The sequence below is a fragment of the Xanthomonas sp. SI genome, assembly GCF_014236855.1.
In the GTDB taxonomy this organism is placed as follows: Bacteria; Pseudomonadota; Gammaproteobacteria; order Xanthomonadales; family Xanthomonadaceae; genus Xanthomonas_A.
Map to the genome: position 1 here is coordinate 313,399 of NZ_CP051261.1, position 21,041 is coordinate 334,439.

Consider the following 21,041-nt stretch of genomic DNA (forward strand, 5'->3'; position numbering starts at 1 on the left):
TGGCGCCTGATGCGCGCCAGTGCTTGGCGCTGCGCTATTCGCCGGATTCCAGCAACGCCACCGCGCTAAGCAGCGCTATGTCTTGCCGTGTCGTTGCTTCCGCCATGCCCATACAGGGGCGATAGCATGGGCTCATCGAGGTGCGCTGGGTAAGCTATGCGGCAATGCCTGCAAGGGATGGACGCCAAGCTCGGGGCTTGCCACCATAGGCCTATCAGGGGATGTGGTTGGGGAATCGATGCGACGTTGGACGTTCGTGGCCGGCCTTGCGCTGGCTTCTTGCATGGCATGCGCGCAGGCCGAGCCGCCGCCGCTGGATCTGACCCCGTATCTGAAGCGCGACCAGTTCGAGCGGGTCAAGATCTCGCCGACCGGCGCCTACTATGCCGTTACCCAGCCGATGGAGGACCGCACCGGGCTGGTGGTCGTTCGCCGCAGCGACAAGCAGCTTTCGGCCAGGATCATCGGCGGTGCCGACTCGGTGATCGACGATTTCTGGTGGGCCAACGACGAGCGCATCGTGGTATCGATGGCCGAGCGCTTCGGCACGCGCGACGAACCGGTGGCGATCGGCCAACTGCACGCCATCGATGCCGACGGCAAGAATCCGCGCCTGCTCGCCAGCCCGTATGGAATGAACGATGCGGTCAATGCCACCACGCTCAAGGCGGGCCTGGATCCGTCGGTGTACATGCTCGATACCCTGGCGCAGGATCCGCGCAACGTGCTGGTGTCGGTAGTGGCGCCCAGCAGCGATCCCACGATCCGCATCGACAAGCTCGATATCTACAATCACCGGCGTACGCCAGTGGCGACCGCGCCGGTGTCGCGGGCGGATTTCGTCGCCGACCATAGCGGGCGCGTGCGTTTCGCCAACGGCGCCGATAGCGGCAATTCCAGCAAGCTCTACTACCGCGACGACAACGACACGCCGTGGCGGCTGATCAACGACGAAGCCGCCAGCTTCCATCGCGCCTATCCGCTGGGGTTCTCCAGCGACGACAAGCTCGCCTACCTGCAGGTGGAACAGGCCAGCGGCCCGGATGCGGTAGTGGCCTGGGATCCGGCGACCGACCGCTACTCGCCCTTGCTGCGCGATGAGCAGGTCGACCCGTACCGGGTATTGCGCGACCTGGACGGCAAGACGCCGATCGGCGTGTCATTCATGAGCGACGGGGTGCGCAACCGCTTCTTCGACGACAACGCGCCGACCTCGCGCCTGTATCGATCGCTGGAAAAGGCGTTCAACGGCGATGCGGTGTTCATCACCTCGGCAACGGCCGATCGCCGGCTGGTGTTGCTATACGTCTGGAGCGATCGCAACAACGGCGATTATTTCCTGTACGACACCGTGGACAAGCAGGCCAAGCGCGTGTTCAGCCGGCGCGAATGGTTCCGGCCCGACCAGGTGCCGCCCAGCCGCGAGATCAGCTTCAAGGCCAGGGATGGCCTGCCGCTGCACGGCTATCTCACTCTGCCGCTGCATGCCGAGGCAGGCAAGCCCTTGCCGATGGTGCTGTTGCCGCACGGCGGGCCGTTCGGCGTGTTCGATGCGTGGGATTTCGACGACGACGCGCAGCTGCTGGCCGCGGCGGGCTACGCGGTGCTGCGGGTCAATTACCGCGGTTCGGGCAACTATGGCCGTGCCTTCACCCAGGCCGGGGCGAAGGAGTGGGGCGGCCACATGCAGGACGACCTGACCGATGCCACGCGCTGGGCGGCTGCGCAGGGTATCGCCGATGCCTCGCGCATCTGCCTCTACGGCGCCAGCTACGGCGCCTACGCGGCGTTGATGGGCGCGGCCAGGGAACCGGCCTTGTACCGCTGCGCCGCCGGCTATGTCGGCGTCTACGACCTGGAGACGATGTACCGCGACCAGGCCAGGCGTGCGCGCTGGGCCAAGAACTGGGCCGGCGACTGGCTCGGCGAACGCAGCACCCTGGCCGCGCGCTCGCCGGTCAATCTGGCCGATCGCATCCGCATCCCGGTGTTCCTAGCCGCGGGCGGCAAGGACGAGCGTGCGCCGATCCAGCACACCGAACGCATGGAAAAGGCGCTGAAGAAAGCCGGTGCGCCGGTGGAGTCGCTGTATTTCCCCAACGAGGGCCATGGCTTCTACACCGAGCCGCACCGGCGCGCCTATTACACACAGTTGCTGGCGTTCCTGAGCAAACACCTGGGGGGCGCGCAGGCGCAGTAGCGCGGTGCGCTTCACAGTCTGCCGCGCGCACGGTGCGGCGACGTGTCTGCCGCTAGAATGCGCGGCATGCCTGGATCTCCCTTCGATGCCCTCAAGCCCCTGGCCGGCCGCGCGCTGGAAGCGGCGCTCAACCGCGCGCTGGCGCTGGACCCGGATACCCGCGAGGCGCTGCGCGGCCTCGACGGCCAGCGCGTGGCGCTGACCCTGGAGGCGCCGGCGCTGGCGCTGCAGATCCGGGTGGACGGCACGCGCCTGCAGGTCGGTCCGGTGGACGCGGCGCAGGAACCGGATCTGGCGGTGCGCAGCACCCTCGGCGGGCTGTTCGCGCAACTGCCGTTCCTGGCCCAGGCGCGACGCGGCGCCAGTCCCGGCGGACGGGTGCGGGTGTCCGGCGATGCCGAACTGGCGCGGCGCCTGCAGCAGTTGGCGGGGCGCTTCGATCCCGACTGGCAGCGCCCGTTCACCCAGGTGTTCGGCGACGTGCTCGGCGTGCAGTTCGCCAATGCCGCGCGCGCGGCGCTGCATCAGGCCCAGCGCAGCGCGCAGGACCTGGCGCAGAGCGCGGCCGAATTCGTCACCGAGGAGTCGCGCGACGTGGTCCCGCGCGCCGAGCTGGACGCGTTCTACGACGATGTGGATGCGGTGCGCGACGATGTCGAACGTCTGGCCGCGCGCGTGGCCAGGTTGCAGCCGGGACACGGCGCATGAAGGCGATGTTCCGCGCCAGCCGCATCGGCCGGGTTATCCTGCGCTACCGCCTGGACGATCTGCTCGACGGCACCCCGGCCGAGCGCTGGCTGCGCCTGGCCAAGCCGTTCGTGCCGCGCGCCAGCCCGGACATCGCCGCGCAGTCGCGCGGCGCGCGGTTGCGTTTGGCGCTGCAGGACCTGGGCCCGATCTTCGTCAAGTTCGGGCAGATCCTGTCCACCCGCCGCGACCTGATGCCGCCGGACGTGGCCGAGGAACTGACCCTGCTGCAGGACCGGGTGCGCCCGTTCGATGGCGAGGCCGCGCGGCGTATCGTCGAGCAGGCGCTGGGGCAGCCGATCGGCGTGGCCTTCGCCAGTTTCGACACCACGCCGCTGGCCTCCGCCTCGATCGCGCAAGTGCATGCGGCGACGCTGCACGACGGCCGCGAAGTGGTGGTCAAGGTGCTGCGCCCGGACATCGAGCGGCAGATCGACGCCGACATCGCGCTGTTGAAGTCCGCCGCCGCGCTGGTCGATCGCGCGCACCCGCGCGCCGACAAGATCCGCCCGCGCGAAGTGGTGGCCGAGATCGAGACCACCCTGGCCGCGGAGCTGGACCTGCAGCGCGAAGGCGCCAATGCCAGCGTGCTGCGCCGCTTCTGGCTGCATTCGGACGACATGTACGTGCCGGAGGTGATCTGGAGCCACACTGCCGAGCGCGCGCTGACCCTGGAACGGGTGCGCGGCATCCCTTCCGACGACATCGCCTCGCTCGACGCCGCCGGCATCGACCGCAAGGCGCTGGCCGCCAAGGGCGTGCGCGTGTTCTACACGCAGGTGTTCCGCGACAACTTCTTCCATGCCGATGCGCACGCCGGCAACATCTGGGTCGACAGCGATCCGGCGCGGCGGATCAACCCGCGCTTCATCGCGCTGGACTTCGGCATCATGGGCCAGCTGTCGCAGGAAGATCAGTACTACCTGGCCGAGAATTTCATGGCCATCTTCAACAAGGACTACCGGCGCATGGCCGAGCTGCACGTGGAGGCGGGCTGGATGCCGGCCAACGTGCGCATCGACGAACTGGAAGCGGCGGCGCGCTCGGTGTGCGAACCGTACTTCACACGGCCGCTGTCGCAGATCTCGCTGGCCGAGGTGCTGATCAAGCTGTTCCGCGTCGCCCAGCGCTATGAGCTGACCCTGCAGCCGCAGCTGATCCTGCTGCAGAAGACCCTGCTCAACATCGAAGGCGTGGGCCGCCAGCTGGACCCGGAGCTGGACATCTGGGCGGTGGCGCGGCCGGTGCTCGAGCGCATCCTGGTCGAGCGCTACAGCCCGCAGCGCGCGCTGCAGGAGTTGCGCAAGCGGCTGCCGGAAATCATGACCCATGCGCCGGACATGCCGCGCCTGGTGCACAGCTGGCTGCGCCAGCAGGTGGAAGGCGGCCACGAGCTGTCGATGCGCTCGCGCGATCTGTCCGACCTCAACGTGATCCTGCTGCGCATGCAGCGCCGCGTGGTCACCGCGATCACCGGCGTGGGCCTGCTCACCGTCGCGGCACTGCTGTACGCGCTCGACGCCGGCGGGCCGCAGCTCGGCGGCGTGTCGATCTGGGCATGGGGCGCCGGCGGCATCGGCGCGGTCAGCCTGCTCTCGGCGTGGTGGCGGCGCTAGGCGCTTCGCCGCCGCGATCGAACGCCCGCGCTGTCCGCGTCCTGCGTTTTTCACCTGTCGGGAGCTGCGTATGCCCTGGATCGTCGGCAAGTATCTGATCACCGCCGCGCTGGTGGTGGCGATTTCCGAAGTGGCGCGGCGCAGCGACCGGCTCGGTGGGCTGATCGCCGCCTTGCCGCTGGTGACGGTGCTGACGCTGATCTGGCTGCAACTGGAGCGGCAGCCGCAGGCCAAGATCGCCAACCATGCCTGGTATACGTTCTGGTACGTGCTGCCGACGCTGCCGATGTTCCTGGCGTTTCCGCTGCTGTTGCCGCGGCTGGGCTTCTGGTGGACGCTGGCCGCGTGCGAGCTGCTGACCATCGCCTGCTTCGGCGCGTTGGCGCTGGGCGTGCGCCGCTTCGGGATCCAGTTGCTGTAGGGCGTGTCATCCACCCCTGAGCAGATCGCGCCATGCTTGCGCGTGCCTGGGCAGGAAACGGAAAGACGTGAGCCCACGCGATGCCATGGCAGCGTGCGCGCGCAAACGCGGCGCGACTTACGCGGAAGCGACACGCCATGGCACCGATACGGCTGCCGGTCGCCACGGGCCGAGCGTTGGGCAGTTCCAGCATTTCATCGGGACTCCGCAGCTGTGGGGAGGCCATCGTCGAACCATCGCGCGGCGACGTCGGCGGCCTGGAACCGGACGCTGCGTGACGCGCGCATTGTGGCCGGGGGCGCCGGGCGCGGATAATCCGGCGGTGAGCATTTCTTCCGATTCCCTGCAGATCCTCTATCTGGACCCGTTCCTGGCCGTGGTCGACAAGCCGGCCGGGCTGATGGTCCACGACAGCAAGCTGGCCCGCGGCGAGGACGACTTCCTCGCCGATCGCCTACGCGCGCAACTGGGACGTCCGATCTTCCTGGTGCACCGGCTCGACCGCGCCACCAGCGGTTGCCTGCTGCTGGCCTTCGACCGCGACACCGCCGGCGCGCTGGGCAAGGCGCTGATGGCGGGGGAGGTGGACAAGGATTACCTGGCGATCTGTCGCGGCTGGCCGGCCGAGGAGCGCTTCGACGTCGACCACGACCTCGACGGCGGCCCCGGCAAGCCGTTGAAGAAACCGGCGCAGACCCGTTTCCAGCGCCTGGCCTGCGGCGAGTTGCAGGTGCCGTCGGGCGAGTTCGGCACCTCGCGCTACGCGCTGTTGCGCTGCAGCCCGGTGACCGGGCGTTTCCGCCAGATCCGTCGCCACCTCAAGCATCTGTCGCATCACCTGATCGGCGATACCAGCCACGGTGATGGCCGCCACAACCGCATCTTCCGCATGCAGGGCGTGCACCGCATGCTGCTGCACGCCGAGCGCCTGGCGTTCCCGCATCCGGACGGGCGCCGGATCGAGGTGAACGCACCGCTGGATGCGGAGTTCGTGCGCGCGTTCGGGTTGTTCGGCTGGTCGCCTACGCCGTGGATGCGGAGCGAGGCGGAACGATTGGCAGATGCGCCAGACGAGGTCGCTGGCTAGCGCTTTTCCAGATGGTTCGTGGTGAGCGCTTTGTGTAGGAGCGGCTTCAGCCGCGACCGGAGCTACCGGTAATGCCCGATCGCGACGACGCATGACCTAATAACGCCACCCAAAGTCGTTCCGACGATGCCTTCTGCGCGGCCTGAGCTTCCAGCTGCGGCCGGGACATGTCGATCCAGACCTCTGCCGCAAGCGCAACGCCAGCCGCTTCGCTCGTCGCGGTTGAAACCGCTGCTACAGGAAGCGCAGTGCAGCGCGTCGCACCCAGGGGCGCGGCGCGTTGGCCGCGCCAGGACTACTTCTTCGCCGGCGCCGGAGGCGGCGTGTTGACGGTCTGCTCCAGGTCCTTCTGCAGGTCGGTGAACAGCGGGGTGATCTTCTGCTGGATCGCACCCATCAGGTTTTGCATCAGCTGCGGGGTCTTGTCGAGCATGCTCTGGCCGGCCGGGCTCTCGTAGAACTCGGCCATCGCCAGCACGTCCTGCTTGGAGAACGACTGCTTGTACAGGTTCACGTAGAGCGGGCGCATTTCCTGCCACGATAGCGCCTTGCGCACGGTGGCCTGGGTGCGCTCCTGGATCTGCTGCACCTTCTGCTGCTGTGCCGCGTCGAGCGGGCGCTGCGCGGTCAGTTGCGCGAATTGCTGGCGCTGCATCGCCTCGATCTGCGGCAGCATGCTGTCGAGCATGTTCTGCGCGCGCGAGGCCGACAGCAGGCGGTTGACGTCGCCGTCGCTGGGCGGCTCGGCCAGCGCGGGGCCCGCGGCCAGGGCCAGCAGCGCGGCCAGCAGCAGGCGCTGCGGCCAGCGACGGGAAAGGAGCGGGGTCGGGTTCATCGAGCGTCCTGCAAGGCTATGACCGGCGGCCAGGATACGGGAATCGCCGCGGCCTCGCCGTCTGCGCCGGCCCGCGTGGCCGGCCCAGGTCCGGCGTCGCGCCGCAGTCGCCGGCGCTGCCCGGGTCTTCACGTCGCGGCCGCGGGCCTTGGAAAATCAAGCCGTCTGGCGGATGCCCTACAATTCGCGGATGGGTAATGGGGCCATCCACATCTCGAACAGCCTGGCGATTCCGGAAAGCGAAATCGTCGAGCGCTTCGTGCGCGCCAGCGGCGCCGGCGGGCAGAACGTCAACAAGGTCTCCACCGCGGTGGAGCTGCGTTTCGATCTGGCCGGCTCGCCGTCGCTGCCGGAGCCGCTGCGTGCGCGGCTGCTGGCGCGTCGCGACCGGCGCATCACCGCCGAGGGCGTGCTGGTGATCGATGCGCAACGCTTTCGCACCCAGGACCGCAACCGCGACGATGCGCGGCAGCGCCTGGCCGAGTTCATCGCCGCCGGGCTGTCGGTGCCGAAGCGGCGCATCGCCACCAAACCTTCGAAGGGCGCAAAGCTGCGGCGCCTGGATGACAAGCGCGAGCGCAGCCAGATCAAACGTGGCCGTTCGCCCGGCCGCTGGGAGTGACTTTTGAGCGAACGCGATTTTTCGTTGCCCCCCGCCACCCCCAACATGCCGATGGTCAAGCCCAGCCGCTTCGGCCGCTGGCTCGGCCGCACCGCGCTGCGCCTGACCGGTTGGCGGGTGGTGGGTGAGTTCCCGGACGTGCCGAAGCTGGTGATGATCGTCGCCCCGCATTCGTCCAACTGGGACGGTTTCCTCGGCTTCGCGGTCAAGTTCGCGGTCGGCTTCGAGGTGCGGGTGATGGGCAAGAGCCAGCTGTTCTGGTGGCCGCTGGGGCCATTGCTGCGCAAGCTCGGCGGCATCCCGCTGGACCGCAAGTCGCCGCGCGGCGTGGTCGAGCAGGCGGTGGCGCTGATCCGGCAGGCGCCGCGCATGTGGTACGTGATTACCCCGGAAGGCACGCGCAAGCGGGTGGAGAAGTGGAAGGTCGGTTTCTGGAAGATCGCGCATGGCGCCGAGATCCCGATCTTCCCGGTGTACTTCGACTACCCCAGCCGCACCGTCGGCCTCGGCCCGCTGTTCCACACCAGCGCCGACATGCAGGCCGACATTGCCGCGATCCGCACCTGGTACCGGCCGTGGCGCGGGAAGCATCGCGATACGTTGTGAGGCTGGCCGGCACCTCGATGCGAATGCGATTCCTGTAGGAGCGGCTTCAGCCGCGACCGGGCGTTACCGGTAGCATCCTGTCGCGGCTGAAGCCGCTCCTACAGGATCGCGCCGACCTGCGAACAGTCGAAGAACGCGCCAGTAGCGGTGGCCTTACAACGCGCTGCCGCCGAACTTGTGCGTGTACTGCAGGTACAGGCTGCGGCCCACGGTGTCGAACCAGGACACGTCGTAGTACGGATACGCCGTGTAGGTGCGGTCGCGCGGCGGCATCTTGTCGAACAGGTTGGTCACCGCCAGCGACAGCTGCGCATGGTCGCCGATGCGGTACTGCACCGAGGCGTTGTAGCGGTAGGTGGCGCCGATCCATGGGCTGTCGCCGCTGTCCGGGTCGTAGACCTGATCGTAGGAATCGGAACTGGGCAGGCGCCCCAGGCGCTCGCCGTGCAGCGTCGCCGACCACGCCTTGCGTTCCCACGACACGCTGGCGCTGGCCTTGCTGCGCGGGATGTCGTAGCCGCTGTTGACCGCGAATTCGTCCACCATCGCTTCGCCGGCGTAGACCTGGATGTCGTGGCGGCGCACCCAGGTGTAGCTGCCGCTGAAGCGGAAGGTGCCGATCCCGCTGTCCAGCCGGTAATGGGTGCTCAGGTCGATGCCGCTGGTGCTTTCGCGGGCGATGTTGATCGGGTTGACGTAGACCCCGTACAGGTCGCCGTCGGCGCTGCGGGTGACCCGCGCCAGCGCCTGCTGGCAGGTGGTCGAGGCCGCATCCAGGTTGCCGAGCCGGCATTCGGATTCGTCGCGCAGCACCTGGTCCACGCGCAGGTCCTGCACCTGGTTGCGCATGTCGATGTCGAAGTAGTCCACCGACACGTCCAGCTCCGGACGCGGCGACCAGACGACGCCGGCGGTCCACGAGGTGCTGGTCTCCGGATCCAGTTTGCGGTTGCCGCTGCGGCCGCGGATGATCGCCTCGTCGTTGTAACTGCAGTCCTCGATCGCCACCCCGGGTTCTTCGCTGGCGCAGCGGTAGTAGTCCACTCCGGAGGTCTCGTCGTTGCCGGCGCCGGCGTAGATGTAGTGCAGGTCCGGCGCGCGGAACGCGGTGCCGTAGGAGCTGCGCAGCAGCAGCGTGTCCAGCGGCCGCCATTCCAGCCCGCCGCTGTAGGTGAACTTGCCCAGGGTACGGCCGGAGAAGCGGTACTGGTCGTAGCGTCCGGCCAGGCTCAGCGCCAGCGTCGACAGCACCGGCAGGCGCAGCTCGCTGGCCAGTGCCCAGCGGTTGCGGCTGCCGTGGCCGTCGGAGTCCTTCCAGCTGTAGTAGTAGTACTGGGTGGCCAGCGGATCCGGGCGCAGGTCGTAGCCCTGGTTGCCGAACTCGGCGGTGGCCGACAGCCCGGCGTCGCCGCCGGGCAGCGCGAACAGGCTGGGATTGGTCACGGTGAAGGCGGCGGTGTCGGTGCGCGAGCGCGGCTGGTAGACGCTGCGCTGGGCGATGCTGTCGTATTCGTCGCGGGTCAGCGGCGTGTACAGGCGCTGCGGGTCGGCATTGAAGATCGGCAGGCCGGAATCTTCGTCCACGCCCAGCTGCGGGCCGAGGAACAGCGCGTTGGCGCGCTCGGCGACGATCTGCGGCCAGCTGATCGTGGCCTGGTACTGCGAATGGCTGAGGCTGGCCTCGTAGTCCCAGTCGCTGGCCAGCTTGCCCTTGAAGCCGGTGGTCAGGCTGAAGGTCTTCTGCCGGGTGCGGATGGTGCCGGCGTTGAGTCCGCCCATTTCCTCGGGACTGAACTGGCGGCCCCAGGCCTCGATCTGGTCGCTGGCCTGGTTGTAGAAATAGCCTTCCTCGTTGCCGTCCGGGGCCATGTAGCCCCACTGGGTCACGTCGCGGAACAGCGACAGCTCGTGGTAGCCGAGCTGCAGGTCGGCGAACCACTCGGTGCCGCCATCGAAGGCATAGCTCAGCGAGGCGTAGGCGTTGATGCCGCGGCGCTTGTTGCCGATGGTGCCGTAGCCGATCGCCGCGCTGCTGCCGCAGAACTCGCCGTAGCCCGGGCGCGAGGCGTAGCCGGTGCTGCCGCGGTTGAGGCCGGACAGCGCCTCGCAGGTGGCCGCGCCCGGATCCAGGTAGTTGTCGTCGTAGTCGGTGCGCAGGAAGGTGCGGCGCGGCACCTGCGAACGCTCGGTCGGGCCGTCCAGGGTGCTGTCCTGGCGGCTGCGCTGGTAGGCCCACAGCGGATTCTGGGTCACCGCTTCGGCGCCGAACACCGCATCGAATGCGCCGCGCGAGAAACCGCTGCTGACGCTCAGGTTGAAGCTGTCGCCGCCGCCGCCGCTGGTGTCGCCGAAGCGGTAGTCCAGGGTGGTGCCGTCGGCATGCTTCTTGAGGATGAAGTTGACCACGCCGGAGATCGCGTCCGAGCCGTAGATCGCCGAGGCGCTGCCGGTCAGGATCTCGATGCGGTCGATCATGCCCAGCGGGATGTTGGAGATGTCGGTGAAGTTGCTGCGGCCCTTGAACGGCATCGGGAAGTCGGCGATGCGGCGGCCGTTGACCAGCACCAGGGTGTGGTTGGGGCCGAGCCCGCGCAGGTCCACCTGCTGCGCGCCGGGCGAGAAGTCGGCGCCGCTGGCCGACTGCGGGCTCTGCGTCTCGCCGCCGTTCTGGGTCATCGCGCGCAGCACGTCCGGCACCGAGGTGAAGCCGTTGGCCTTGATCTGTTCGGCACTGATCACGCTGATCGGCGCCGGCCCTTCCAACTGCGCGCGCGGAATGCGCGAGCCGGTGACCTGTAGCGTCTGCAGCTCGGCCACCGGTTCGGCGGGCGCGGCGGCTGGCAGCGCGGCGCGCACCGGTTGCGCGCGCGGCGCCGGGGCCGGCTCCTGGCGCCGCACCAGCCAGGCGCCGGAGGCATCGCGCTGGGCGACGAAGCCGCTGCCGTGCAGCACGCGTTGCAGCGCCTGCGCGGTGTCCAACTGGCCGTGCGCGCCGGCGCTGCGCGCGCCGTCGAGCTGGTCGGCGCGGTAGATCAGCTGCGCGCCGGATTGCCGCGCCAGCGCCTCCAGCGCCGCGCGCAGCGGGCCGGCGGGAATGTTCAGCTGGGTGCCGGCGGCTTGGCCGTCGGCAGCGGATTGCGCCTGCGCCGCGCAGGCGGTCGCGCAGGCCATGCTCAGCAGCAGGACACGCATCGGATATCGCATCGAGTCTTCTCCCCTAAACCAGGCGCAAGGCCACGCCCCCGCTAGACAGGACGAACGAGCTGCGCAAATCCCCCCATACCGACCGCGTTCGCGCTCAGCGGCTGTGCAACAGCACCTGGTCGCCGTGGCGCTCGGCGCGGATCGGGAAACCCTGCTCGAGCAGGCGCACGAACGCCTCGGTGTTGGACCAGCGGAAATTGCCGCCGACGCGCAGCGCGCCGGCAGCGGCGTCGGCCACCTGCAGCTTGACCGTGTTGTAGCGGTTGAACTCGGCCACCGCCGCCTGCAGCGGGGTGTCGTCGAAGGTCAGGTAGCCGTTGCGCCAGTCCAGCGCGCGTTCGGCCTCGGCCAGCGCGACCCGCCGCACCAGCACCCCGTGCGGACCGGCCAGGGCGATGCTACCGGCCGGCAGCAGGGTCGGCGGCGCCTGCGGGGTCGCCGCCGATTCCAGTCGCACCGTGCCTTCGGTGACCACCACGCGCAGCGCGTCGGCGTCGCGGCGCACCGCGAAGCGGGTGCCCACCGCGATCACCCGGCGCGCGCCGCTGGCGACCACGAACGGCCGCGCCGGATCCTTGCTCACTTCGAAGAACGCCTCGCCGCGCTGCAGGTCGATATGCCGCTGCGCGCGCGACAGGGCCACGTCGATGCGGCTGTCGCTGCTCAACGTGGCGTGCGAGCCGTCGGCCAAGGCCAGCGGGCGCAGGCTGCCGGTGGCGCTGGCGTAGGCGACCGCCGGCGGCGTCGCGGACTGGCGCCAGGCCAGGCCCAGCACCGCGCCGAGCAGTAGCGTCGCGGCCAGCGCCAGCGGCCAGCGCCGGCGCGTGCGTGGCGGCGGGCGCGGTGCGAAGCGCAACTGGCCCAGGTCGGTCGGTGCGCCGGACGCGGTGGCGGCCGCCGCGCCGTCGCCAGCCGCCAGCCCGCGCCAGCTGCCGCGCGGCGGAATGCCGCCGTCGCGCTGGCCGGCGCCCAGCGCCTGCAGCCGCCCGCTCTCCTGCCACGCCGCGCGCAGGCGCAGGAACGCCACCCGGTGCGCCGTGGCCGCCGCCAACCACGCCTCCAGTCGCGCCTGCTGCTGCGGCGTCCAGTCGCCGCGGTCGCAGCGCGCCAGCCACGCCGCCGCGCGCAGCTCAATCCGCCTGCTGTCCATCCTGCGCCCGTGCCCGCCGCGGCGCCGCGGGCGCTCGCGCGCCGTCGTCGCCATGAAAATGATCGGCCAGCAGGCGCATGCCCTTGGCCACGTGCTTTTCCACGGTCTTCTCGCTGATGCCCAGACGCACGGCCACCTCCCTTTGCGACAGTTCCTCGACCCGCCGCAGCCAGATCACGCTGCGGCAGCGGTCGGGCAGGCGGTCGAAGGCGGCCGCCAGCCGTCCCAGTACCTGCCGCCCGCCGCACCAGCGTTCCGGCGACAGCTCGTCTACCAGGACGTGCAGCGACTCCAAATCACCCACTGCCTCGATCGACACCACTCGGCTGCGCCGCCGCCGGTCGCTCATCAGGTGCCGCGCGGTGGCGAACAGGAACGACTTGGGCAGGCTCGGCCGCGCCTTGCCGGCGGCCTCGTAGACGCGCACGTAGATTTCCTGGCGCAGGTCGTGCCATTCGTCGGGCTGCGGCCAGCAGCGCCGCAGGTAGCCGCTCAGCGCCTGCTCGTGGACGAGGATCTCGTGGACGAACCAATCGTCGAGGGAGGCGGGCATGCATCCCACATTAGCCGATCGTCCGTCCGCGTGGCAGCGCCCGCACGGCGCCGCGAACCGGTACAACGGCGAGGGGGGAAACCGCGCCGCCGTTCGTCCCCTGTCTGCAACGAACCGCCCGTGCGGTTCCCGTCCGCCCCTCGAGGAGATCCGCATGACCCGTTTCGTCGGCACGTTCCGGCCCTGGATGGTGGCGTTGCTGGGCCTGTGCCTGGCCGCGCCCGCCGCCGCGCGCGATTACCGCCAGTACCTGGTCGGCGACCCGGCCCTGCCCACGCCCGGCCCGGTCGCGCCGGGGCTGCTGCTGATGGGCGGCGGCGACCGCAACTACGACGCGCTGCGCTGGTTCATGGCCAAGGCCGGGCACGGCCACGTGGTGGTGCTGCGCGCCTCGCAGGGCAACGAAGTGGCCGAGGAGTTCTACCGCGACGTCGGCGGCGTGGCCTCGGTGGAGACGTTCGTGTTCAGCGGCCGCGGCGCCTCCAGCGATCCGGCGCTGCTGCGCAGCCTGGCCCGCGCCGACGGCATCTTCATCGCCGGCGGCGACCAGTCGCGCTACGTGCGCTACTGGAAGGGCACGCCGGTGGCGGCCGCGCTGGACGCGCACGTGCGCGCCGGCAAGCCACTCGGCGGCACCAGCGCCGGCCTGGCCATGCTCGGCGAGTACCTGTACGGGGCGATGGACGGCGGCAGCCTGACCAGCGCGCCGGCGCTGGCCGATCCGCTGGGGCCGGCCACCACCATCGAGACCGGCTTCCTGCACCTGGACCTGCTCAAGCGGGTCATCACCGACACCCACTTCAAGGAACGCGACCGGCTCGGCCGGCTGTTCGCGTTCCGCGCCAAGGCGGCGACGCTGGCCCCGGCCGGGCAGCCGCTGATCGGCCTGGGCGTGGACGAGCGCGCGGCGCTGGCGGTGGAGGGCGACGGCAGCGCGCGGGTCTATGCCACCGATCCGCAGGCCGGTGCCACCGTGGTCGCCGGCCCGTTGCAGCCGCCCACGCCGGCCGGGAAGCCGCTGCAGGCAGCGCGCATCGAGACCGTCGGCGTCGGCCCCGGTTCCACCCTGCATCTGCCCGAAGGCCGGGTCGATGCGCCGGTGTTCCACCGCTACTACGCGGTGCGCGATGGGCAGATGCGCGAGATTCCCGCCACCACCCTGGTGATCCACGGCGGCGCCGGGGTCGAGCGCGCCAGCAGCAGTGCCGCCGACCTGGCGCAGGCGCGCGCGGCGATGGAAACCGCCCTGCGCACCGGGCAGGCGCTGCTGGCGCAGGGCAAGCCGGCAGTAGACGCGGTCGCCGCGGCGATCGCGGTGCTGGAGGACTCGCCGCAGTTCAACGCCGGCAAGGGCGCGGTGTTCACCCACGACGGCCGCAACGAACTGGACGCGGCGATCATGGACGGCGCCAGCGGCAAGGCCGGCGCGGTGGCCGGGGTGCACCGGGTGAGGAACCCGATCCAGCTGGCACGCGCGGTGATGGACCAGTCCGAGCACGTGATGCTGGTCGGCGACGGCGCCGAGGTGTTCGCGCGCCAGCACGGCGTGACCCTGGTCGATCCGTCCTACTTCCGCACCGACAAGCGCTGGAAGCAACTGCAGCAGGCGCTGAAGGAAGAGGCGAACAAGCAGGCGCACGCCGACCTGGAGACCGCCAAGCACTTCGGCACGGTCGGTGCGCTGGCGCTGGACACGCAGGGCCGGCTGGCCGCGGGCACCTCCACCGGCGGCATGACCAACAAGCGCTACGGCCGCATCGGCGACTCGCCGATCATCGGCGCCGGCACCTATGCCGACAGCCGCTGCGCGGTGTCCGGCACCGGCTGGGGCGAGTTCTACATCCGCGCGGTGGCGGCCTACGACATCTGCGCGCGGGTCAAATACGCCGGGCAGAGCCTGGCGCAGGCGGCCGAGGCGGTGATCGACCAGCAGATCCCCAAGGCCGGCGGCGACGGCGGCGCGATCGCGCTGGGCGCCGACGGCAGCGTCGCCTTCCCGTTCAACACCGAAGGCATGTACCGCGGCTGGATCGGCGCCGACGGCGTGCCGCACGTGGCCATCTTCAAGGACGAGGCGCTGCCGCTGCCTGGGGCGCCGTAACCGGCTTGAGCAAGTTCCTGTCGCGGCTGAAGCCGCTCCTACAAGGCCGGCTGCGCACGGTAGGAGCGGCTTCAGCCGCGACAGAATCTGTCCGCAAAGCGCCTGCCCAGGCCGCTGCGCCAAGGCGTTCGGCGCCATGCCCACGCCGCGCCCGCCATCCCCAGATCCAATGGCACATGCCGCCCCAGCGCAAACCGCGTAGCGTGCGCGGCTGCCCCGCCACCATGTCCCTGTCAGGAGTTCCACCCCATGTCGCGTACTGTCGTTCTGGCCGCCGCCATCAGCTTGGCGCTGGCCGCCTGTTCCGGTAAGGAGTCCACCCCCGTGCCCGCCGCCCCCGCCGCTTCGCAGTCCCCCGCGCCCGCCGCCGCCAATCCGCTGTTGAGCGCCAGCACGCTGCCGTTCCAGGCGCCGCCGTTCGACAAGATCAAGGACGCCGACTACCAGCCCGCGTTCGAAGAGGGCATGAAGCAGCACCTGGCCGAGATCCGCAAGATCGCCGACAACGCCGAGCCGGCCACCTTCGCCAACACCATCGAGGCGATGGAACGCAGCGGCGAGACCCTGAACCGGGTCCAGCGGATCTTCTTCGGCCTGGTCCAGGCCGACACCAACGACGAACGCCAGAAGATCCAGGAAGCGGTGGCGCCGAAGATGGCCGAGCACCAGGACGAGATCAGCCTGGACCCGAAGCTGTTCGCGCGGATCAAGGCGATCTACGACCAGCGCGACACGCTGAACCTGGAGCCGGAGCAGAAGCGCCTGGTCGAGCGCGACTACGAGGAATTCGTGCGCTCCGGCGCGCAGCTGTCCGATGCCGACAAGGCGACGCTGCGCAAGCTCAACGTCGAGGAAACCACGCTGGCCACGCAGTTCCACACCAAGCTGGTCGCGGCCACCGCCGCCGGTGCGGTGGTAGTGGACGACAAGGCCAAGCTCGACGGCCTGTCCGAGGGCGACATCGCCTCGGCCGCGCAGGACGCCACCGCGCGCAAGCTCGACGGCAAGTACCTGCTGGCCCTGCAGAACACCACCCAGCAGCCGGTGCTGGCCTCGCTGAAGGACCGTGAGCTGCGTACCCAGGTGATGGCCGCCTCGCAGTCGCGCGCCGAGAAGGGCGACGCCAACGACACCCGCCAGACCATCCAGCGCCTGGCCCAGCTGCGCGCGCAGAAGGCCAAGCTGCTCGGCTTCGAGAGCTACGCGGCCTACAGCCTGGGCGACCAGATGGCCAAGACCCCGGCCGCGGCGCTGAAGCTGCTCACCGACACCGTGCCGGCGGCCACCGCCAAGGCACGCAGCGAAGTCGCCGAGATGCAGAAGGTGATCGATGCGCAGAAGGGCGGCTTCAAGCTCGCCGCGTCCGATTGGGACTTCTACGCCGAGCAGGTGCGCAAGGCCAAGTACGACCTGGACGAGTCGCAGATCAAGCCGTATTTCGAGCTGGACAACGTGCTCAAGAACGGCGTGTTCTACGCCGCCACCGAGCTGTACGGCATCACCTTCAAGGAACGCACCGACATTCCGACCTACAACCCGGACATGAAGGTGTACGAAGTGTTCGACCAGGACGGCACCTCGATGGCGCTGTTCTACACCGACTACTACAAGCGCGACAGCAAGTCCGGCGGCGCGTGGATGGACGTGTTCGTCGAGCAGGACGGCCTCACCGGCGCCAAGCCGGTGGTGTACAACGTCTGCAACTTCACCAAGCCCGCGCCCGGCCAGCCGGCGCTGCTCAGCTTCGACGACGTCACCACCATGTTCCACGAGTTCGGCCACGCGCTGCACGGCATGTTCTCCAAGGTGAAGTACCCGTCGATCGCCGGCACCGCGACCTCGCGCGACTTCGTCGAGTTCCCGTCGCAGTTCAACGAGCATTGGGCCTCGGATCCGAAGGTGTTCGCGCACTACGCCAAGCACTACCAGACCGGCGCGGCGATGCCGGCCGAGCTGGTGGAGAAGATCAAGAAGGCGCGCACCTTCAACCAGGGCTACGCGACCACCGAATACCTGTCGGCGGCGCTGCTCGACCTGGCCTGGCACACCCAGCCGGCCGACGCCCCGCTGCAGGACGTGGACAAGTTCGAGGCCGACGCGCTGAAGAAGTTCAAGGTGGACGTGGCCGAAGTGCCGCCGCGTTACCGCACCACCTATTTCGACCACATCTGGGGCGGCGGCTACTCGGCCGGCTACTACGCCTACTTCTGGTCGGAAGTGCTCGACGACGACGCGTTCGAATGGTTCAAGGAGAACGGCGGCCTGTCGCGCAAGAACGGCGACGTCTTCCGCGCCAAGATCCTCTCGCGCGGCAACACCGTCGACCTGGCCACCCTGTACCGCGATTTCCGCGGCAAGGATCCCAGCGTCGAACCGCTGCTGGAAAACCGCGGTCTGAAGAACTGAGTCGCACCTCGCCGCCAGCGGTGATCGAGAACGGGATGGCCCAACGGCCATCCCGTTCTTCGTTGTGGAAGCCGCGAAATGGCCGCGGTAACCCTGTAGGAGGGGCTTCAGCCCCGACAGTCTCCTAAACCGTGCGCACACTCGTTTCGAGCGCCATGGCTTCCGAAGCCGACTGCCGACCGTGTTCCGTGCCGCACCGCTAGCCGACGCGACCTAACGCCGCTCCCACATGAAGAGCATGCACTGCCTGCTTGGGTGCACTGCAGGAGGGGCTTCAGCCCCGACCGCCTCCGTATCCGTGAACCCATCCGAGCCGGCCTCCCGACGGCACAAGCGCCGCCCCATGTCTTCCGTCACTGGTACCCGTGCGGCGACGCGCGCACTGTCGCAATGGCAACCCCGCGATGTCCTCCCACCCGAATCCCACAGGTGTTCCATGACCTCGACCGACCCGCAAGACTCCCGCCTGCACCGCGCCGCGCGCTGGACGCGCAAGGAACTGCTGCCGATCGCGGTGATGCTGCTGTTGCTGACTGCCGCGCGTTCCTCGTTCGCCAACCACTACGTGGTCCCGAGCGGCTCGATGCAGCCGACCCTGCAACCCGGAGACCGCGTTGCCGTGGACATGAGCGCCTACGGGCTGCGTGCGCCGTTCACCGAATGGCGCCTGCTCGAACGCGGCCATCCGCAGCGCGGCGACGTGGCGGTGTTCGATTCGCCGCGCGACGGCACCCGCCTGATCAAGCGCGTGGTAGCGGTGGCCGGCGACCGCGTCGACCTGCGCGACGGCCACCTGTCGATCAACGGCCAGCCGCTGCGGATCGGCAGCGCCGGCGACGAGGAACGGTTCGGCGAACGCATCGCGCACCTGGATCTGGACGCCGGCGGCGGCCCTGACCTGTACGACGTGCGCGTGCCGCCGGGCAAGCTGCTGGCGGTCGGCGACCATCGCGGCAACAGCCTGGACGGCCGTTACTTCGGTTTCGTCGATGCCGACAGCGTCTACGGCAAGGCGCTGGCGGTGTACTACCGCCGTGGCGAAGGCCTGGAGTGGCTGCGCCTGTAATGCCATGCGCGTGTCGGTCGCGTCATGCGGCCAGCGCGTGCAGTCTCCGAAGGATGTGCCGGCGCAGGTCGCGGACCGCGCCGGCATTGGCAACGTTGCTGCTTCAGCGCTTCAACGCGCGGCCGCAGGAACCGCGCCCAACGTGCGCCACCAGCGGTCGCCGGCAACCGGCGCGGTCAGGTCCACGCGCTCGCCCATGCGCGGCGTCGCCAGCGTCACGCCGGCCGCGACCGCCAACGCGACGATGCGCTCGAACGGTTCGTGCCAGGCATGCAGGGCCAGATCGAAGGTGCCGTTATGGATCGGCAGCATGGTGCGTCCGCGCACGTCCAGGTGCGCCTGCAGGCTCTGCTCGGGCTGCATGTGCACGTGCGGCCATTGCGCGTCGTAGGCACCGGTTTCCATCAAGGTCAGGTCGAACGGACCCAGCCGCTGGCCGATCGCCTTGAAGCCGTCGAAGTAGCCGCTGTCGCCGCTGAAGAAGATCTTCAGCGCGTGGTCCTGGATCGCCCACGAGCACCACAGCGCGCGGCCGCTATCGAACAGCCCGCGGCCGGAGAAATGCTGCGACGGCGTCGCGGTCAGCGTCACTCCGTCCACCGTGGTCGATTGCCACCAGTCCAGCTGCCGCACCTTGGCCGGGTCCACGCCCCAGCGCAGCAGCAGGTCGCCCACGCCCAGCGGCGTCACGAACACGCCGACCCGGTCGGCCAGGCGGCGGATGGTGGCGCGGTCCAGATGGTCGTAGTGGTTGTGCGACAGGATCACCCCGGCGATCGGCGGCAGGTCGTCCAGCGCGATCGGCGGCGCATGGAAGCGCTTGGGGCCGGCGAACGCGAACGGCGAGGCGCGCTCGGAGAACACCGGATCGGTCAGCCAGAAACCGCCGTGCAGCTTCATCAGCACCGTGGAGTGGCCGAGCCGGAACAGGCTGTGGTCCGGCGCGGCCAGCAGCTGCGCGCGGGTCAGCGGCAGCACCGGCAGCGGCAGCGACGGCACCGTGTGCGCCGGCTTGTTGAACAGGAAGTCCCACATCAGGCGCAGGGTCGGGAAAAAGCCCAGCGCACTGGTCGCGGTGGGCGCCGCATTGCGGAAACGACCATCGCGGAACTGCGGCGAGGCCGCATGCGGGGACGGCGAACAGCGGGGCATCTGGCGGGCGGAGGCGAGCACGGCGGTATTCCAGAAGGATGTGGAGGGAGGGGGTGTGGCATGAAAATTACACTACACAGTGTAGTTTCCTTGAGAGGAAAGTAAACCGCCCGGTGTAAAATGTCCACATGTCCAGTTCATCCGACCCCGCACCGGCCCCGGTGCGCCTGACCGAGCGCAAGCGCCAGGCCATCCTGGAGGCGGCAATCGCCGAGTTCCGCAGCCAGGGTTTCGACGCCACCAGCATGGACCGCGTCGCCGCCAGCGCCGGCGTATCCAAGCGCACCGTCTACAACCACTTCCCGAGCAAGGACGCGCTGTTCGCCGAGATCCTGCGCCGGCTGTGGCAGCGCAGCGCGGACACGCTCGACGTGCCGTATCGCGCCGACCGGCCGTTGCGCGAGCAACTGCTGCAACTGCTGCAGCAGAAGCTGCGGCTGCTCGACGACCCGGCCTTCATCGACCTGTCGCGCGTGGCCATCGCCCAGGGCGTGCACTCGCCCGAGCGCGCCCGCGAACTGATCGCGCAACTGGGCAGCAAGGAAGAGGGCACCACGGTCTGGATCCGCGCGGCCCTGGCCGACGGCCGCCTGCAGCCGCTGGATCCGGAGTTCGCCTCGCAGCAGCTGCAAGGCCTGGTCAAGGGCTTCGCGTTCTGGCCGCAGATCGCCATGGGCCAGCCCGCGTTGAACGCCGCGCAGCAGGCGCAGGTGGCGGAGTCGGCGGCGGATATGTTCTTGCGGCATTACGCGCGCGGCTGAGTGCGTGCGGCGCGCCATTGCGCCAGTACGCGGTTGCCTATAGGCGGCAGTGCCGCAGACGTACAGCGGCCTCTGCGCCGCAGTCGTCCCCAGCCCTCACCCCTCCGACCACACCGCCAACTCATAGCCGTCGCGATCGGCGAAATGGAAGCGGCGGCCGCCGGGGAATTCGAAGACCGGGCGGACGATGCGGCCGCTGGCGGCTTCGATGCGCGCCTGGGTGTCGGCCAGGTCGTTGGAGTACAGCACCACCAGCGCGCCGCCGGGCTGCGCGGTGCCGTGGAAGAAGCCGCCGCTGAGGCGGCCGTCGCGGAATTCGCAGTAGTCCGGGCCGTAGTCCTGGAAGGTCCAGTCGAAAGCCTGGCCGTAGAAGGCCTTGGCCGCGGCGATCGAGGCGACGGCGAGTTCCAGGTAGTCGATGCGGTGCTGCTGGTCGGCGCGGCTCATGGCGGGCTCCGTGGAAAGGGCGGCCAGTATCCATCGCCGCGCCGCTGCCGGCTTGGCGAAAACGGCC

General features: G+C 69.5%; 17 protein-coding genes and 1 pseudogene. 12 read left to right on the forward strand and 6 right to left on the reverse strand.

Going from position 1 to position 21,041, the window contains the following annotated elements; genetic code table 11:
- Positions 1-283 precede the first annotated feature (283 nt).
- The 5 genes from HEP75_RS01430 (at position 284) to HEP75_RS01450 (ending at position 6,071) form a co-directional block, all read left to right on the forward strand.
- Positions 284-2,200, forward strand: a complete 1,917-nt coding sequence (locus tag HEP75_RS01430) for a S9 family peptidase (protein WP_255423958.1) — start codon at positions 284-286, stop codon at positions 2,198-2,200.
- Positions 2,201-2,266: 66 nt separating this feature from the next.
- The gene (locus HEP75_RS01435) at positions 2,267-2,908 is read left to right on the forward strand and encodes an SCP2 sterol-binding domain-containing protein (protein ID WP_185825173.1); all 642 of its coding nucleotides are present in this window, start codon (positions 2,267-2,269) and stop codon (positions 2,906-2,908) included.
- The gene (gene ubiB / locus HEP75_RS01440; protein ID WP_185825174.1) at positions 2,905-4,563 is read left to right on the forward strand and encodes a ubiquinone biosynthesis regulatory protein kinase UbiB; all 1,659 of its coding nucleotides are present in this window, start codon (positions 2,905-2,907) and stop codon (positions 4,561-4,563) included. Before HEP75_RS01435 ends, ubiB begins: the two co-directional genes overlap by 4 nt.
- A 70-nt stretch (positions 4,564-4,633) precedes the next feature.
- Positions 4,634-4,984, forward strand: a complete 351-nt coding sequence (locus HEP75_RS01445; RefSeq protein WP_185825175.1) for a DUF3147 family protein — start codon at positions 4,634-4,636, stop codon at positions 4,982-4,984.
- A 286-nt stretch (positions 4,985-5,270) separates the two neighbouring features.
- Positions 5,271-6,071: a pseudouridine synthase gene (locus HEP75_RS01450; RefSeq protein ID WP_255424061.1), complete on the forward strand. Its 801-nt coding sequence runs from the start codon at positions 5,271-5,273 to the stop codon at positions 6,069-6,071.
- 295 nt (positions 6,072-6,366) lie between these two features.
- On the opposite strand, the gene HEP75_RS01455 is transcribed toward HEP75_RS01450, so the two are convergent.
- Positions 6,367-6,906, reverse strand: coding sequence for a DUF2059 domain-containing protein (locus tag HEP75_RS01455; protein ID WP_185825177.1), 540 nt, complete (start codon positions 6,904-6,906; stop codon positions 6,367-6,369).
- A 190-nt stretch (positions 6,907-7,096) separates the two neighbouring features.
- Here HEP75_RS01455 and arfB point away from each other — a divergent pair, with 190 nt between their 5' ends.
- Positions 7,097-7,528 (forward strand): alternative ribosome rescue aminoacyl-tRNA hydrolase ArfB, encoded by a 432-nt coding sequence (gene arfB, locus HEP75_RS01460; protein WP_185814873.1) that lies wholly within the window; start codon positions 7,097-7,099, stop codon positions 7,526-7,528.
- A 3-nt stretch (positions 7,529-7,531) separates the two neighbouring features.
- The gene (locus HEP75_RS01465; protein ID WP_185814874.1) at positions 7,532-8,134 is read left to right on the forward strand and encodes a lysophospholipid acyltransferase family protein; all 603 of its coding nucleotides are present in this window, start codon (positions 7,532-7,534) and stop codon (positions 8,132-8,134) included.
- A gap of 153 nt (positions 8,135-8,287) precedes the next feature.
- On the opposite strand, the gene HEP75_RS01470 is transcribed toward HEP75_RS01465, so the two are convergent.
- The 3 genes from HEP75_RS01470 to HEP75_RS01480 form a co-directional block, all read right to left on the reverse strand.
- Positions 8,288-11,326, reverse strand: coding sequence for a TonB-dependent receptor (locus HEP75_RS01470; RefSeq protein WP_255423959.1), 3,039 nt, complete (start codon positions 11,324-11,326; stop codon positions 8,288-8,290).
- Positions 11,327-11,432: 106 nt separating this feature from the next.
- A complete protein-coding gene (locus HEP75_RS01475; RefSeq protein WP_185826458.1) occupies positions 11,433-12,488 on the reverse strand; it encodes a FecR domain-containing protein in 1,056 nt (351 codons plus the stop codon).
- A complete protein-coding gene (locus HEP75_RS01480; RefSeq protein ID WP_185825179.1) occupies positions 12,469-13,041 on the reverse strand; it encodes a sigma-70 family RNA polymerase sigma factor in 573 nt (190 codons plus the stop codon). Before HEP75_RS01480 ends, HEP75_RS01475 begins: the two co-directional genes overlap by 20 nt.
- Positions 13,042-13,390: 349 nt before the next feature.
- Between HEP75_RS01480 and HEP75_RS22200 the strand changes: the two are divergent.
- The 4 genes and pseudogenes from HEP75_RS22200 to lepB all read left to right on the forward strand — a co-directional run.
- Positions 13,391-13,912, forward strand: a pseudogene (locus HEP75_RS22200) (cyanophycinase); the annotation flags it as partial.
- 264 nt (positions 13,913-14,176) lie between these two features.
- On the forward strand, positions 14,177-15,142 hold the full coding sequence (locus HEP75_RS22205) for an isoaspartyl peptidase/L-asparaginase (RefSeq protein ID WP_255424062.1): 966 nt from the start codon (positions 14,177-14,179) through the stop codon (positions 15,140-15,142).
- Between the two features lie 249 nt (positions 15,143-15,391).
- Positions 15,392-17,548: a peptidyl-dipeptidase Dcp gene (gene dcp, locus HEP75_RS01490; protein WP_185825181.1), complete on the forward strand. Its 2,157-nt coding sequence runs from the start codon at positions 15,392-15,394 to the stop codon at positions 17,546-17,548.
- A 436-nt stretch (positions 17,549-17,984) separates the two neighbouring features.
- Entirely contained in the window at positions 17,985-18,614 is a 630-nt protein-coding gene (lepB, locus tag HEP75_RS01495) for a signal peptidase I (RefSeq protein WP_185814879.1), read from the forward strand.
- A 111-nt stretch (positions 18,615-18,725) separates the two neighbouring features.
- Here lepB and HEP75_RS01500 read toward each other — a convergent pair whose 3' ends face one another.
- Positions 18,726-19,766 (reverse strand): MBL fold metallo-hydrolase, encoded by a 1,041-nt coding sequence (locus HEP75_RS01500; protein WP_185826459.1) that lies wholly within the window; start codon positions 19,764-19,766, stop codon positions 18,726-18,728.
- A gap of 128 nt (positions 19,767-19,894) precedes the next feature.
- On the opposite strand from HEP75_RS01500, the gene HEP75_RS01505 reads away from it, so the two are divergent.
- The gene (locus HEP75_RS01505; protein WP_185814880.1) at positions 19,895-20,527 is read left to right on the forward strand and encodes a TetR/AcrR family transcriptional regulator; all 633 of its coding nucleotides are present in this window, start codon (positions 19,895-19,897) and stop codon (positions 20,525-20,527) included.
- A gap of 96 nt (positions 20,528-20,623) precedes the next feature.
- Here HEP75_RS01505 and HEP75_RS01510 read toward each other — a convergent pair whose 3' ends face one another.
- Positions 20,624-20,974: a VOC family protein gene (locus HEP75_RS01510; RefSeq protein WP_185825182.1), complete on the reverse strand. Its 351-nt coding sequence runs from the start codon at positions 20,972-20,974 to the stop codon at positions 20,624-20,626.
- Positions 20,975-21,041: the final 67 nt, after the last annotated feature.

Bases quoted from the DNA above. Each gene is read 5' to 3' on its own strand.
- HEP75_RS01430 (WP_255423958.1), top strand. From the start codon at position 284: ATGGCATGCGCGCAGGCCGAGCCGCCGCCGCTGGATCTGACCCCGTAT.
- HEP75_RS01435 (WP_185825173.1), top strand. From the start codon at position 2,267: ATGCCTGGATCTCCCTTCGATGCCCTCAAGCCCCTGGCCGGCCGCGCG.
- ubiB (WP_185825174.1), top strand. From the start codon at position 2,905: ATGAAGGCGATGTTCCGCGCCAGCCGCATCGGCCGGGTTATCCTGCGC.
- HEP75_RS01445 (WP_185825175.1), top strand. From the start codon at position 4,634: ATGCCCTGGATCGTCGGCAAGTATCTGATCACCGCCGCGCTGGTGGTG.
- HEP75_RS01455 (WP_185825177.1), bottom strand. From the start codon at position 6,906: ATGAACCCGACCCCGCTCCTTTCCCGTCGCTGGCCGCAGCGCCTGCTG.
- arfB (WP_185814873.1), top strand. From the start codon at position 7,097: ATGGGTAATGGGGCCATCCACATCTCGAACAGCCTGGCGATTCCGGAA.
- HEP75_RS01470 (WP_255423959.1), bottom strand. From the start codon at position 11,326: ATGCGTGTCCTGCTGCTGAGCATGGCCTGCGCGACCGCCTGCGCGGCG.
- HEP75_RS01475 (WP_185826458.1), bottom strand. From the start codon at position 12,488: ATGGACAGCAGGCGGATTGAGCTGCGCGCGGCGGCGTGGCTGGCGCGC.
- HEP75_RS01480 (WP_185825179.1), bottom strand. From the start codon at position 13,041: ATGCCCGCCTCCCTCGACGATTGGTTCGTCCACGAGATCCTCGTCCAC.
- HEP75_RS22205 (WP_255424062.1), top strand. From the start codon at position 14,177: ATGCGCGAGATTCCCGCCACCACCCTGGTGATCCACGGCGGCGCCGGG.
- dcp (WP_185825181.1), top strand. From the start codon at position 15,392: ATGTCGCGTACTGTCGTTCTGGCCGCCGCCATCAGCTTGGCGCTGGCC.
- lepB (WP_185814879.1), top strand. From the start codon at position 17,985: ATGACCTCGACCGACCCGCAAGACTCCCGCCTGCACCGCGCCGCGCGC.
- HEP75_RS01500 (WP_185826459.1), bottom strand. From the start codon at position 19,766: ATGCCCCGCTGTTCGCCGTCCCCGCATGCGGCCTCGCCGCAGTTCCGC.
- HEP75_RS01505 (WP_185814880.1), top strand. From the start codon at position 19,895: ATGTCCAGTTCATCCGACCCCGCACCGGCCCCGGTGCGCCTGACCGAG.
- HEP75_RS01510 (WP_185825182.1), bottom strand. From the start codon at position 20,974: ATGAGCCGCGCCGACCAGCAGCACCGCATCGACTACCTGGAACTCGCC.